Genomic DNA, 13,900 nt, shown 5'->3' with positions numbered 1-13,900 from the left:
AACTGAGATTTCTCATAGAATTGAACTCTTAACATAAAAAACTCCTGACTAGTAGACAGGAGTTTAAAATATTTAATTTTATTTTAGGCTACAGGCTGTTCATCTGCCTGATTTCTAAACACCAGTTTGTCATCAAAAGCGTCCAGTAAAATGATACTTTCTGTGGTAATTTTTCCGGCGAGGATTTCCTTGGAAAGCTGGTTTAAAACCTCCCTTTGGATTACTCGCTTAACCGGTCGTGCACCATATTGTGGGTCATAACCGCGTTCAGACAGATAGCTGATGGCTTCTTGAGTGGCATCGAGGGTGATGTTTTGTTTCAGCAACATTTTACTAAGACCTTTTAACTGTAAGCCTACAATCTCTTTGATATTGGCTTTATCAAGTGGTGTAAACATCACGATGTCGTCAATACGGTTCAGGAACTCAGGGCGCACGCTTTGTTTTAGCAGGGCCAGTACTTCCACTTTGGCACCTTCCATTGCGGCATCGATATCCTTGACCGTATCAAACTTTTCCTGAATGATGTGGCTTCCCATATTGGAAGTCATCACGATGATGGTGTTTTTAAAATCGGCTACCCGGCCTTTATTATCTGTTAAGCGCCCTTCATCCAATACCTGAAGCAGTATGTTAAAGGTATCAGGGTGTGCCTTTTCAATTTCGTCTAAGAGTACAACAGAGTAGGGTCTGCGTCTCACGGCTTCGGTCAATTGTCCACCTTCATCATAACCCACATAGCCGGGGGGTGCTCCTACCAGTCGGCTCACGCTGTGGCGTTCCTGATACTCGCTCATATCAATGCGCGTCATCGCGTTTTCATCGTCAAAGAGGTATTCTGCCAGGGCTTTGGCCAATTCGGTTTTACCCACACCGGTAGTTCCCAGAAACAGGAAGGAGCCCAGTGGCTTTTTGGGGTCTTGCAATCCGGCACGGCTGCGGCGAATGGCATCACTCACGGCGGCAATCGCTTCATCCTGACCCACCACACGCTTGTGCAGGTGGTCTTCCAGTTTGAGTAGTTTTTCCCGATCGCTTTGCAGCATTTTAGTTACGGGAATTCCTGTCCATTTGGCCACTACTTCGGCGATGTCTTCGTGGGTGACTTCCTCTTTTATTAAAGAGTTTTCTTGTTTATCTGCTACAAGTTTTTGTTGTTCTTCCAGTTTTTCCTGGGCTTCCTTGATTTTTCCATAACGCAATTCGGCTACTTTACCGTAATCTCCATCACGCTCAGCGCGTTCGGCTTCAAGTTTGTATTCTTCAATATTGGTTTTGATGCTCTGGATGCTTTCCACCACTTCTTTTTCGCTTTTCCACTTGGCGTTGAGTTCGTTGCGTTCTTCTTTCAGGTTACCAAGTTCAGAGCGGAGTGATTTTAGTTTACTTTCATCCTTTTCCCGTTTGATGGCCTCAATTTCAATTTCCAGTTGCATGATTTTACGATCCAGTACATCCAGTTCTTCGGGTTTGGAATTGATTTCCATACGCAGTTTTGAAGCCGCTTCATCCATCAAGTCAATCGCCTTATCGGGTAAAAAGCGGTTAGTAATGTAACGTTGTGAAAGCTCCACGGCAGCAATAATTGCATCGTCTTTGATACGCACTTTGTGGTGTGTTTCATACTTTTCCTTGATACCACGTAGGATGGATATAGCACTTTCGGTATCGGGTTCGTCTACGGTTACTTTTTGGAAACGGCGTTCCAGCGCTTTGTCTTTTTCGAAATATTTTTGGTACTCATCCAAAGTCGTTGCCCCAATGGCCCGCAGTTCACCGCGCGCCAATGCGGGTTTTAGAATATTGGCGGCATCCATGGCTCCTTCACCACCACCGGCACCAACCAAGGTGTGGATTTCATCAATGAAGAGTACGATGTTGCCATCACTAGATGTGACTTCTTTGATAACTGCTTTAAGGCGTTCTTCAAATTCTCCTTTGTATTTGGCCCCTGCAATAAGTGCTCCCATATCAAGGGAGTAAATTTCTTTGGTTTTTAGATTTTCGGGTATGTCTCCGTCTACGATGCGGTGGGCGAGACCTTCGGCTATAGCGGTTTTACCTGTTCCGGGTTCACCAACTAACATCGGGTTGTTTTTAGTACGACGGGTTAGGATTTGCAGAATACGACGTATTTCCTCATCTCTGCCAATAACTGGGTCAAGTTTGTTATCTCTTGCTAACTGGTTAAGATTTTTGGCATATTTGTTTAGGGCGTTATACGTTTCCTCAGCACTTTGGGAAGTCACACGATCGCCTTTATGAAGTTCATCGATAGCGGCATCCAATCCCTTTTGGGTCATTCCTTGGTCTTTTAAAAGCTGGGCCACTTTTCCACCCGATTTAAACAAGCCGAGAAGTAAATGCTCAATCGACACAAACTCATCTTTGCGTTTTTCGGCGAGGATGCTTGCATCATTAAGTGCAGACTGTGTTGTGCGCGAAAGCATCAACTGCCCGCCACTCACTTTAGGAAACCCTTTTATGGAGGCGTCCAGTATCTGTTTTAAAGTTTGAATGTTTACATTCAGTTTTTTAAGTAAAAAGGGAATGACATTTTCATCTACCTCAAGCATTGCTTTGAGCAGATGTTCCGGTTCTATTTGCTGGTGCTCAAGGCTTTGTGCCAATTGCTGTGCCTGTTGCACCGCTTCCTGTGATTTGATGGTAAATTTGTTGAAATTCATATTTTCTTTTGTACCCGTGTAGGCGGGTATTTTGTTATTTAAAGGTTATTAATTTGACTTAGGACTGCAGGACTTAGGACTTACGATGTTTGTTTTGACGAAAACATTTTATTAAAACACTAACTAAAGAAGTCTTAGGTTTTATATCCTGCAATTTTATATTGTTACCAAACAAATCCCGCACCATTTATAATTTACGACAAAATGTCTTGATAACAGGGGTTTGCGGCCGACATTTTGACTGGACATCTTCAAATTACGGCTATACAAAAGGAGTTACTATGTTTTATTTAGAACCTATCTAAAAAAGCCAAGGGTTGCTTTATCCCAGCCTTTGCTATGGAGTATCTATACAGTATCTATAAATGAGCCTACTTTTTAGTGGGAGTATGACCCGTCCTGAAATAGCTATACAGATTAATAAATAAATCCTATAATAGCTCTACAAATATAATTTTTATTTCAGTTGACTTGTTTCAATTCATTAAAACCTTATAGTTTTTAAGACTTGTGTTTTATTAAATTACCTTTGTAAAAAATAGATACCTCCATGTCCCTTTTCAAAAACCTATTTAATTCAGACAAGGCCGAAAAAGAAAACCCAAACCCATTACCCTGGAAGCAGTTAACGACTGTCTCTCAACTGGATGAGATTGTGGAATTGTCTAAAACTCAAACCCTTTTGATTTTTAAACATTCCACCCGCTGTGGTATCAGCAGGATGGTTTTAAACCGTTTTGAGTCAGGTATTGATAAAGAAACTCCTGATGTGATGTTTTATAGCCTGGATTTATTAAATTTTAGAGAGGTATCAAACGAGATTGCTTCACGTTTTCAGGTGATGCACCAGTCGCCGCAGGTGTTGGTGATTAAAAACGGGACATGTGTTGCGCATGGCTCACATTATGATATTTTGGAAATGGAAATAGCATAAAATAAAACCTACGCATATTTACTAAATCAGCAGGCATATATTTTTCCTACAGATGAAGCAGATTTACGCAGAAAGATTTCTTAAAATATGGCTTTCACGAAAGCGATTACCTGAATTTATTTCGTTTTAAAATGGCACTCAGGCGGTTTTTAATTTCGCTTGAAGCGTCAAAAAGCATTTGTTCGTTGCTTGGAAACGGCATTGGACGGTTTCTTAATATCTTGTGTTCTTCTTTGTTCAATACACGTTCGTCACCTTTGAAGGTGGCAAATACATGTTCAAAAATAAACTCGCTTTCCAGTGGGTGGCTATTGATCAGTTGCCTTTTTTCAACATCATAATACTCCACCATGCCATTTACTGTAATCGCTTTGGATTGGGTGGTTTCATAGAGTATACCTTTTACCACAACATATCGTTCAATCTTTTTGCGATTGCCGAGACTATCGAGCTCATAGTTGCCGTTACGGTCAATTTCATAGGTAACACCATCGAGAACTTCTCTCTCAACTGGTATTTCACGTTCATGAACACGCTCGGGTGAAATAAGGATATTTCTGAATTCTAGATTTACTTCAAAATCATAGTCGATATCCCTACGATTAATACTGTGATATTCTGTCCAGAAATCATCCAATCTGTAGGTATTGAAATCCAACAGATCACGTTCCAATCGTTGGGGAATGAGTATGTTTGTGGCGTTTTTAAGTTCTACAAAAACATAGTCAGTACCCAAGTAATGGGCTTCTCTAATCAATTGATCAGCATCCTTGTAATAGGGGTCTATTTTTTGAAGTTCATTCAACGATTTGTGAGCATTTCTGTAATCGAGTTTTGTGTCTTTAGACATTGCTTTTTTTGCTTCGTTATAGAGCACTGCGGCATAATCGTCTTTCGCTTGAATGAGTTGGCTACTATAATCATTCATTTGAAAAGTTGCTTCTTGTCCGTTTATTTTTAAGGGAAGTAAGGGTCTGATTTTATTTTGTACTTGGTCTAAACGCGTGTAATGAGTCAGGATTTCTTTTTTTGAATCCGGATTGCCTTCTTTTTCCAGAAATTTAATTTTACTCAGCGCCTGGTCAGTATATTTGGCATAGGCATCTTCAAGGATTGGAATTAACTCCTGACTTTTTTTAGATGTTTTATCTTTTTGAAGTTTTTTGACAACAATGTCAATCGCTTGATTGTAAGCACCTTTGTTAAGTGCTTTTTCACTTCTTTTTACACTACTGCAAGCTACTAATACAGTAGCTACTATCAATAAAATGAGTCCCTTTTTCATGACTTTTGGATGTTGGTTATGTTATTTTGTTTACAATTGTGATGCCAAAATAAAAAAACACAGCCTTTTGATCCATTCAAAGGGCTGTGCAGGTATTTGATTCATTATAAAAAATTAAAGCTCAAGGGCAGGTAGAATTTTGGTAGAACAATCTCCAAAACCTATTCTTACACTTTCATTTTTACAGTATCCTTTTAGGGTTACTGTATCGTTATCATTGATAAATTTACGTTCACTCCCGTCGTTTAATTTAATGGGTTTTTCTCCACGCCAAGAAAGCTCCAGCATTGAGCCATATGAGTCTGGTGTGGGGCCTGAAATGGTCCCACTTCCCATCATATCACCACTTTTTACGGGGCAACCATTGATGGTGTGGTGCGCCAGTTGCTGACTCATGTTCCAGTACATATATTTGAAATTGGATTGTGTCACACGATTGGGTGATCCGTTTTCAGGTGTGATATAAGCTTCGAGGTTGATGTCGTAACTCTTTTTTCCTTTGGAGCGTAAATAAGGCAGAGGCTCTATTTCTTGTTGAGGGCTTTCCACTTTAAATGGGTGCAACGCATCCAGGGTTACAATCCAGGGAGAAATGGTGGAAGCGAAATTTTTAGCTAGAAAGGGTCCCAATGGAACATATTCCCATTTCTGAATGTCGCGGGCACTCCAGTCATTAAACAATACCAGCCCAAAAATATAGTCTTCTGCTTCATCGATGGGGATGGGTTCACCAAGATCATTGGCATCGGTGGTAATGAAGGCCATCTCCAGTTCAAAGTCTATCAATTTTGAAGGGCCGAATATCGGCTTATCTGCTCCTGCAGGAAGAGTTTGCCCATTTGGTCTTCTAACATTAATACCGCTTGGTATAATTGAGGAGCTACGGCCGTGGTAACCCACGGGAATGTGCAACCAGTTAGGCAATAATGCGTTTTCTGGGTCGCGAAACATGGCTCCCACATTGGTAGCGTGTTCTTTACTGGAATAAAAATCTGTATAGTCACCCACCTGAACGGGCAGTTGCATTTCAATTTCATCCATGGTAAAAATGACACGGTCGTGATGTGCTTTGTTGTCTTTTAGTGCAGTGTTTTTTTCATCAAAAATTTCTGCAATACGGTTTCGCACCAATCTCCAGGTTTTCTTACCGTCAGAAATAAAGTCATTTAATGTATCCTGAAGAAAAATATCATCGGTTAATTCAATTCCTTTAAAATAACCCAGCTGATGAAGTGCGCCCAGGTCTATCGCATAATCACCAATGCGAGTACCTACAGTTATGACATCGTCTCTGGTTAAAAATACACCAAAGGGAATGTTTTGTATTGGAAAGTCTGACTCCTTATCAACAGGAAGCCAGGACTTTCTTTTTGGATCGTTAGCTGTAATCGACATAGTGTTTAATTTTAGTTAGTGTTAAAAAAAATCTATTCAAATATATAATTTTAAGAATACTAACCGAATGTTATTCTTATTTTTGATGCAGATTTAACAAAACAAATTTTATGTATCAAGATTCCACAGTATTCAACCTGATAAAAAAAGAAGAAGAAAGACAAAAAAACGGACTCGAACTCATAGCGTCAGAAAACTTTGTAAGCACCGAAGTGTTGGTTGCAGCAGGGTCTGTTCTTACCAATAAATATGCTGAAGGCTACCCCGGTAAACGCTATTACGGAGGGTGTCAAATTGTTGATCAAGTTGAGCAATTGGCTATTGACAGAGCTAAAGCGCTTTTTGGTGCAGACTATGTAAATGTACAACCACACTCCGGTTCGCAAGCAAACACAGCTGTATTTTCAGTGTGTTTAAAACCCGGCGACACTTTTCTTGGTTTCGATTTATCTCATGGTGGTCATCTCACTCACGGTTCACCTGTTAACTTTTCAGGAAAACTTTACAATCCGGTTTTTTATGGTGTGGATAAAGAAACAGGAAGGATTGATTACGATAAAGTTGAGGAAATTGCTTTACGTGAAAAGCCCAAAATGATTATTGCCGGCGCTTCTGCTTACTCCCGTGAGATTGACTACAAACGTTTTCGCGAAATAGCTGATAAAGTAGGAGCTATTTTAATGGCCGATATGGCTCATCCGGCGGGATTGATTGCCAAAGGAATCATTCAGGATCCGGTTCCACATTGTCACGTTTGTACCAGTACAACTCATAAAACGCTGCGGGGTCCACGTGGTGGAATCATTGTAATGGGAAAAGATTTTGACAATCCCTTTGGAATCAAATTAAAGAACGGAAATCTGCGTAAAATGTCTTCTTTGCTTGACAGCGGAATTTTTCCGGGGAATCAAGGTGGGCCTCTGGAGCATATCATTGCTGCAAAAGCGGTGGCTTTTGGTGAAGCATTGACAGACGATTTTTTACATTATATGATTCAAGTGAAGAAAAATGCAGCTGTTATGGCTCAAGCTTTTGTTGAAAAAGGATATGATGTTGTTTCAGGAGGAACAGACAATCATATGATGTTGATTGATCTTAGAAATAAAGGACTTTCGGGAAAAGAAGCGGAAGAGGCTTTAGGAAAAGCTGATATAACCGTCAATAAAAATATGGTTCCTTTTGATGATAAATCACCATTCATCACCTCAGGAATTCGCATAGGTACTCCTGCTGTAACTACAAGGGGATTGAAGGAAAATGACATGAAAAATATTGTTGACTTAATTGATGAAGTTATCACTAATTTCGAAAATGAAACGGTTCTGAATCAGATTGGAGACAGGGTTCATGCACTGATGTCTGTAAAACCTTTATTTAGCACCTAGGAACTTCCTTAAATAAAAAAAACCACATTTTTATAATGTGGTTTTTTTTAATAAACATTTATTTTAGTCTTCCGGAAAAATGATACTTTCATAAGCTCCCGCATCAGACGGATTACCTCTAGGAGTTCCTAAAAGGTCAAAGGGTACCAATTGAGTGGTCGCAGGGTCACCAATTCCATTTGCTCCTGAATCATTACTGATAAATAATTCATTGGTTAGCGGATTAAAAAACACCGGATCTTCATTAAATACAGCATTGGAATAGAGTTGAGTGTCAGAAAAATCAAATAACGGATTATCTGCAAACTGACCTTGTGGGTCTTCAAATCTCAACAAGCTATTTTTAAAATTAAAATTAAAAGCTGCACCTTCCACTTTATTTAAGAAAAACTCCCTTGGTTCACTTCCATATATGATGCAGTTACTAAACGAGGCTTCATTTAAGTCTGCTATCAGGACTTCTGTTTCACTCACCTGAAGTGAATTGTCTATTATTACAGCCGGGAAATTTCTAAACCCCCGATTCCAGTAATTGGCAAAAGTTGAATGCCTGAAGTTATAAGTGCCTCCAAGCGAGCAATAGAGTGATGTTTGCCCGCTGTTTGTAATCACTACATTTTCACCATCTACGTGAGCTGTGGTAGCCAAAAGACCCACATTGGCACTGTTATAAATCTGTGTGTTTTTAAGTGATAAGGTGGGGTTTGAAGTTCCGTCATTGCTGTCCATTAAAATACCTACGGTGGCATTTTTTATGGTAGTATTACTGAACTCGTGTGCGGTACTTCCAGCGGTGAGCCAAAGCGTACCCCATTGCCCCGGAATATCCTCAAAAGCGGGCTCTAAGCGATCACTTTGAAATATGATTTCGTTTTCGAGCAACTCAGGATCTGTACTAGGTGATCCGTTTGCCTTTATGGTAGCTTGATTGTAAGCTATGATGCCACTGTTTTCGTGAAAATGAATGCGTGCTCCGGCATCAATGGTCAACGTTTTTGTTGCAGGTATGGCTGCATATCCATAGATTACATACGGTTTCTCGTTGGTGAAGTTGAGGTGTTGTTCATCAAGGAAAAACCCTTCGATTCTTATCTCATTGTCTTCTTCATCAATCCCCAGGAGCAAGGTTTCAATGGTCCCATCTTCAAAACGTTGTGGGTAGAGAAAAACAGCGTCTTTTACTAAGGTAACCAATGTGACATCCTGCTGATTGTTTCCACTGTCAAACTCAAGGGCATCAGTATATAAAAATTCAAGGTTTCCGGGCTGATTGTTTATATCAAAAGTATTTTCAATAAAAACAAAAATGCTATCATTAGCGAGGATTTCTACATTGTTAAAGGTTTTTCCGGCGCGACCGTTCACATTTAAACGATAAGAAGAGTTTTCACCTTGGTTCAATCTGACTGTGGGGATTGAAATGTCTTCGTCACTTCGGTTGTAGACCTTAAGAGTATAAGTGCTGGAACCTATATTCGAAAAGATTGTATCGAGATAGACAGTATCTTTTGAAAATTCCAGGTTTCCTGTACTGGGTAGGGTGTCAAAATCATTTCGGCATGAACTCCACAAAACAACAATCACCAATAGCCCCAGGGTATATAAATATCTCATTTAAAATTTTTTATTTAAAAAAATAGCATTCAAAAATAACCATTAACTGTTAACTAATAACCATCAACAGGATATTTTATTGCTTCTCAATTATTTCTATTTCAAAAAGCTTATCCCAGTTTTTTCCTGTCACAAAGAGTTTGTTAGGTTCTCCTTTGTAGGCAATACCATTTAAAACGTCTAAAAATCGATGTTGAGTGACACGCGCTTGCAAGCCCCCTAAATCGATAACACCTTCTACAGCACCATTTAATGGGTTGATTATTGCAATGGCGTTTTTCTGAAAAATATTGGCATAAATTTTTCCATCCACCCATTCCAGTTCGTTGACACTTTTAATCCGGCTGGTGTTGGTGTAAATTTCAATGTAACTTTCTTCAGTGAGATTTTCTTTGTTTAGTGTCCAGATTTTTTCAGTTCCGTCACTTTTATAGATTGTATTTCCATCATTGCAGAGCCCCCAGCCTTCCTCACTTTTTGAGTAGATAAAGCTTCCTGTTTTTTCAAGTGTTTTGAGGTTGTAAATAAAACCTACATTTTCGCGCCAGGTTAGTTGGTAAATTTTATTATCCAGTATGGTGATGCCTTCGCCAAAATAATTGCTCTCCAGGGGAATGTTCTGAAGAACTTCACCGGTTTTATAGTTAGTTTTTCGGAGTGAAGAATTACCATATTGACCGGTTCCTTCATAAAGCGTGTCATCGTGAAATTCCAATCCTTGAGTATAGGCTTCCATATCGTGAGGATACTCATTCAGGATTTTGTAAGAGTATAGTTTTGGTTTTTCAGATGCTAATACATATAAATCTTTAGTGGCTGTCTCTGTGTTGTTGTTAAAGTAAACAGTCGCTTGCAATCTTCGGTTTCCTAATTTTTGATTTTCAAGTGGGATGGAAAAGGAAGTGTTTTCAATAGTTTTTCCCATTTGGTTTTGATCAATGAAATATGTAATGGAATCTATTTCCTTTTGGTTGGGGTTTTTAACTGTAACTGAAATTATTTGGTTATTGCTAAACGATGGTTTGGCATTTTCAACAACAATAGTAAAATTTTTGGTTTCACTTTGGCTTCCACAAGAAAAAAAAAGCAATGTAAGGAAGAAAAAAAAGGCTACATAAAATTTCATTTGCGTATTAATAAGAGAGTTGTAATAATTTGCATACAAATGTACTATTTGCGTTCTAACTTTTTAGTTTTAATTATTAAAAAATTCTTGCAAAACCTTAAAAAGGTAGTATCTTTGCAGCGGCAAGTCCTACACAACCAGCTCCTGTTGAATCCCCCAGGGTGGGAACGCAGCAAGGGTAGACGGTCGTAGCGGTGTGATGTAGGTAGCTTGCCATTTTTTATTTCCATTAAAACGTGTTCTCTACTTTAAGCACACTCCTAGAATAATCATTTATTTACTTTTCGCTTCAGGCATATCTAAAAATTATCAGATATTTGTACAAACTAAATTTGTATGTCAAAAGTTGTTTGTATTACCGGTGCTTCTTCAGGGATAGGAAAATCAATTGGAGAGTATCTTACGGTTAAAGGTTTTAGGGTATATGGTTCCAGCCGTACTCCTGAAAAATATAAAGAAAGTATATTTCCCCTATTACAGCTTGATGTTAGAGATACCAATTCTGTCACCAACTTCATAGATGAAGTGGTCTCAAAAGCAGGAAGGATTGATGTGTTAATTAACAATGCCGGTGTTGGTATTACGGGACCCATTGAGGAAACCCCTGAGGAAGAAATCAAAGGGGTGTTTGAAACCAACTTTTATGGACCGATAAGAATGATTAAAGCGGTTTTGCCTTTTATGAGATTACAACAATCTGGTTTGGTGATAAATATCACTTCAATAGCAGCCTATATGGGCTTGCCTTACAGAGGCTTTTATTCCGCCAGCAAATCGGCTCTTGAAATATCAACAGAAGCACTCAGAATGGAAACCAAACAGTTTGGTATTGAAATTACCAATGTGGCTCCGGGTGACTTTGCCACTAACATTGTGTCGGGTCGTTATCACGCACCCATACTCGATAAGTCTCCCTATAATAAAGCTTATAGTGAAACACTCGAATTGATGAATGAAGGTGTTGATGATGGAAGAGACCCTCAGGAAATGGCGAAGGCAATTTTCAAAATTATTGAGACCAAACACCCAAAAGTGCGTTATAAAGTGGGTGATTTTCTACAAAAAACCTCAGTTGTTTTAAAAAAATCACTGCCCGGAAAAGTGTATGAAAAAATGCTGATGAACCACTATAAATTAAAGTAGTTATCAACATACCGCTTGTATAAATATTTGGTAAATTTGCAACAAAACTACTTTTCTTACTTAATTTTGCAATCAACATAAACTTTAATCTAACATTTATGAAATTCTTTATCGACACAGCCAATCTAGACCAAATCAAAGAAGCTCAGAACCTAGGGATTTTAGATGGTGTAACTACCAATCCTTCCTTAATGGCTAAAGAAGGAATCACCGGAAAAAATAACATTTTAAAACACTATGTAGATATTTGCAACATAGTTGATGGCGATGTTTCAGCTGAGGTTATCGCAACCGATTTTGAAGGGATGATTAGAGAAGGAGAGGAGTTAGCAGGTTTACATGAGCAAATTGTCGTGAAAGTCCCTATGATTAAAGAGGGTATTAAAGCTATTAAATATTTTAGTGATAACGGCATCAGGACCAATTGCACACTCATATTTTCGCCGGGACAAGCATTGATTGCTGCAAAAGCAGGTGCTACCTATGTTTCACCTTTCATCGGAAGACTGGACGATGTTTCAACAGACGGATTAAACCTGATTGCTGAAATCAGATTGATTTATGATAATTATGGTTTTGAAACTGAAATTTTAGCGGCTTCAGTGCGACACACAATGCATATAATTGATTGTGCAAAACTAGGAGCGGATGTTATGACAGGACCGCTTTCGTCCATTGAGGGGCTTTTAAAACACCCATTGACTGATATTGGTTTGGCAAAATTTCTGGAAGATTATAAAAAAGGAAATTAAACTTAATTAAAGAAATAAAACTAAAGCTTTTGTAAGCTTTGGTAAAGGTTTTTTTTATTGGTTCAATAGACCTAAAAGTTCCTCTTCAAAAGTGGCACTAAACAGGTTGGTGTGGTTGTCAATAATTTTCCCGTCTTCGTCAACAACCATAACTTTGTTAATTGTATTTACAACTAGTTGCTCCATTGCTTGCTGTGGGTTTTCAAAACGGAATTCAAAGCTTTTGTTAAAACCTTGCCTGTTAATGATTTGTTCCCATATTTTTTTATTGTCATTGGTATTGATGGCAATAAAATCAAACTCAGGGTATTTTAACCTTAGTTCATCGACTTTTGAATGAACGTTTTTATAATGATTTACTGAGTTCACTGACCAAAAGAAAATAATTGATGGTTTTTTTAAGATAGAAGCGAAACTCACTTTATTGTTTTTAAAATCCAATAAAGAGAGGTTTGGAAGTGAATTTCCAGGCATTAATTTTAGAGAGGCCTCTGATATTTTTCTAATTTCATCTTTATGATCTTCATTAGTTGACAGCCCATAGAAGCGCTCTAAAGCGAGCTTTTCGTCATCTGGATTTTTGCATCTTATAATATAGGACCTTATGGAGGTTCTCAATAAACTGTTTTTGATTGAAGGTGAAGAAACCAGAGAGTCTATTGTATTTAATTTTTCCAATACGTGATGAACAGATTCTCTTTCTAATGTTTTTTCATCTAAATAGTTGTTGTGGGCCAGATAGTCAAAATGACGAAGTAAAAAACGATAATAGGTATAATAGGAAATTAAATTTTCATTGTTGTAATCTACATCATTTCTGAAATCATAATAGTTTTCAGGTAAATCGGCTTCAACTAAATTTGCACTGCCATAAAATGCATAAGGATAAATTTCACGTTTGGTAAAATAGTCATAATCAATATTGGCCTCAGCAATTTCACTGAAAGATTTGCAGGGTTTATTTTTTTTGACAAATTTATTAAGGTTTTTATGTCGTAACTCTCGCATAGAGTCAAGCTTGGCCATAAAATCGTCTACAGGAAGTTTGTAAAACGGCGTCATTTTTTGGTTTTCAACTTCGTTGTAGAGAAACATATTAATCAAAAAATTGTTGCGTTCAGAGCCTTTTCCGGTAAAGGCAAGAGATTCATCAAATTCTATCGTATTCACACGAATCATGAGGCTGTCACCAGGTTCTAGGTACAAAATTTGATATTCGTTATGAATGAAGTTATAAATTCCTTTTTCTACATTTTCAACATAATGTAAAAATCGATTGTTTGAATCCAAAGGAATGGTGTCCAGAACGTTTTCATTTTTTGTAAGAATAATGTAATTGGAATTTGGATTTATAATTTCACCACCAAACCAAGCTCCGGTTTCTTTATTGACAGCATCATTTTTGCATCCCAAAATTAAAAAAGCGATACAAGGGAGAAAATATTTTAATTTCATTTACAAAAACTTGTGTGAAGTTCAATCTAACAAATGTATAGTTTGAAGCTTTTATGGTGTGTTAATTGTGAGTTAAAACGATAATTAAAACGTTAATATTTCTCTTTGAACAAGTATTTGGTTA

The 13,900-nt window shown here is 38.1% G+C and carries 10 protein-coding genes and 1 other RNA gene; 5 read left to right on the top strand and 6 right to left on the bottom strand.

What is annotated here, in order from left to right:
* Window positions 1-83: 83 nt before the first annotated feature.
* Window positions 84-2,687, bottom strand: coding sequence for an ATP-dependent chaperone ClpB (gene clpB, locus IEV69_RS02440; protein ID WP_188439130.1), 2,604 nt, complete (start codon window positions 2,685-2,687; stop codon window positions 84-86).
* Between the two features lie 550 nt (window positions 2,688-3,237).
* Between clpB and ytxJ the strand changes: the two genes are divergently transcribed.
* The gene (gene ytxJ / locus IEV69_RS02435; RefSeq protein ID WP_188439128.1) at window positions 3,238-3,621 is read left to right on the top strand and encodes a bacillithiol system redox-active protein YtxJ; all 384 of its coding nucleotides are present in this window, start codon (window positions 3,238-3,240) and stop codon (window positions 3,619-3,621) included.
* A 106-nt stretch (window positions 3,622-3,727) separates the two neighbouring features.
* Here ytxJ and IEV69_RS02430 read toward each other — a convergent pair whose 3' ends face one another.
* Together IEV69_RS02430 and fahA are read right to left on the bottom strand one after the other, a co-directional pair.
* The gene (locus IEV69_RS02430; RefSeq protein WP_188439126.1) at window positions 3,728-4,906 is read right to left on the bottom strand and encodes a hypothetical protein; all 1,179 of its coding nucleotides are present in this window, start codon (window positions 4,904-4,906) and stop codon (window positions 3,728-3,730) included.
* Between the two features lie 114 nt (window positions 4,907-5,020).
* Window positions 5,021-6,301: a fumarylacetoacetase gene (gene fahA / locus IEV69_RS02425; protein WP_188439124.1), complete on the bottom strand. Its 1,281-nt coding sequence runs from the start codon at window positions 6,299-6,301 to the stop codon at window positions 5,021-5,023.
* A 110-nt stretch (window positions 6,302-6,411) separates the two neighbouring features.
* On the opposite strand from fahA, the gene glyA reads away from it, so the two are divergent.
* Complete coding sequence (glyA, locus tag IEV69_RS02420) at window positions 6,412-7,686, top strand: serine hydroxymethyltransferase (RefSeq protein WP_188439122.1); 1,275 nt, start codon at window positions 6,412-6,414, stop codon at window positions 7,684-7,686.
* Window positions 7,687-7,749: 63 nt separating this feature from the next.
* Here the strand turns inward: glyA and IEV69_RS02415 are convergent, their stop codons facing one another.
* Together IEV69_RS02415 and IEV69_RS02410 are read right to left on the bottom strand one after the other, a co-directional pair.
* A complete protein-coding gene (locus IEV69_RS02415) occupies window positions 7,750-9,300 on the bottom strand; it encodes a hypothetical protein (protein ID WP_188439120.1) in 1,551 nt (516 codons plus the stop codon).
* Between the two features lie 76 nt (window positions 9,301-9,376).
* On the bottom strand, window positions 9,377-10,426 hold the full coding sequence (locus IEV69_RS02410; protein ID WP_188439118.1) for a glutaminyl-peptide cyclotransferase: 1,050 nt from the start codon (window positions 10,424-10,426) through the stop codon (window positions 9,377-9,379).
* A 120-nt stretch (window positions 10,427-10,546) separates the two neighbouring features.
* On the opposite strand from IEV69_RS02410, the gene ffs reads away from it, so the two are divergent.
* The 3 genes from ffs (at window position 10,547) to fsa (ending at window position 12,321) form a co-directional block, all read left to right on the top strand.
* An RNA gene (ffs, locus tag IEV69_RS02405) (signal recognition particle sRNA small type) lies at window positions 10,547-10,645 on the top strand.
* 117 nt (window positions 10,646-10,762) lie between these two features.
* Window positions 10,763-11,569, top strand: a complete 807-nt coding sequence (locus IEV69_RS02400) for an SDR family oxidoreductase (protein ID WP_188439116.1) — start codon at window positions 10,763-10,765, stop codon at window positions 11,567-11,569.
* 98 nt (window positions 11,570-11,667) lie between these two features.
* Window positions 11,668-12,321: a fructose-6-phosphate aldolase gene (gene fsa / locus IEV69_RS02395; protein WP_188439114.1), complete on the top strand. Its 654-nt coding sequence runs from the start codon at window positions 11,668-11,670 to the stop codon at window positions 12,319-12,321.
* 54 nt (window positions 12,322-12,375) lie between these two features.
* Here the strand turns inward: fsa and IEV69_RS02390 are convergent, their stop codons facing one another.
* Window positions 12,376-13,776: a TlpA family protein disulfide reductase gene (locus IEV69_RS02390; RefSeq protein WP_188439112.1), complete on the bottom strand. Its 1,401-nt coding sequence runs from the start codon at window positions 13,774-13,776 to the stop codon at window positions 12,376-12,378.
* Window positions 13,777-13,900 lie beyond the last annotated feature (124 nt).

This window comes from Planktosalinus lacus, assembly GCF_014640155.1.
Lineage (GTDB): Bacteria > Bacteroidota > Bacteroidia > Flavobacteriales > Flavobacteriaceae > Planktosalinus > Planktosalinus lacus.
Note: the sequence above shows the minus strand (reverse complement) of the source record. Positions and strands in the feature narration are given on the sequence as shown.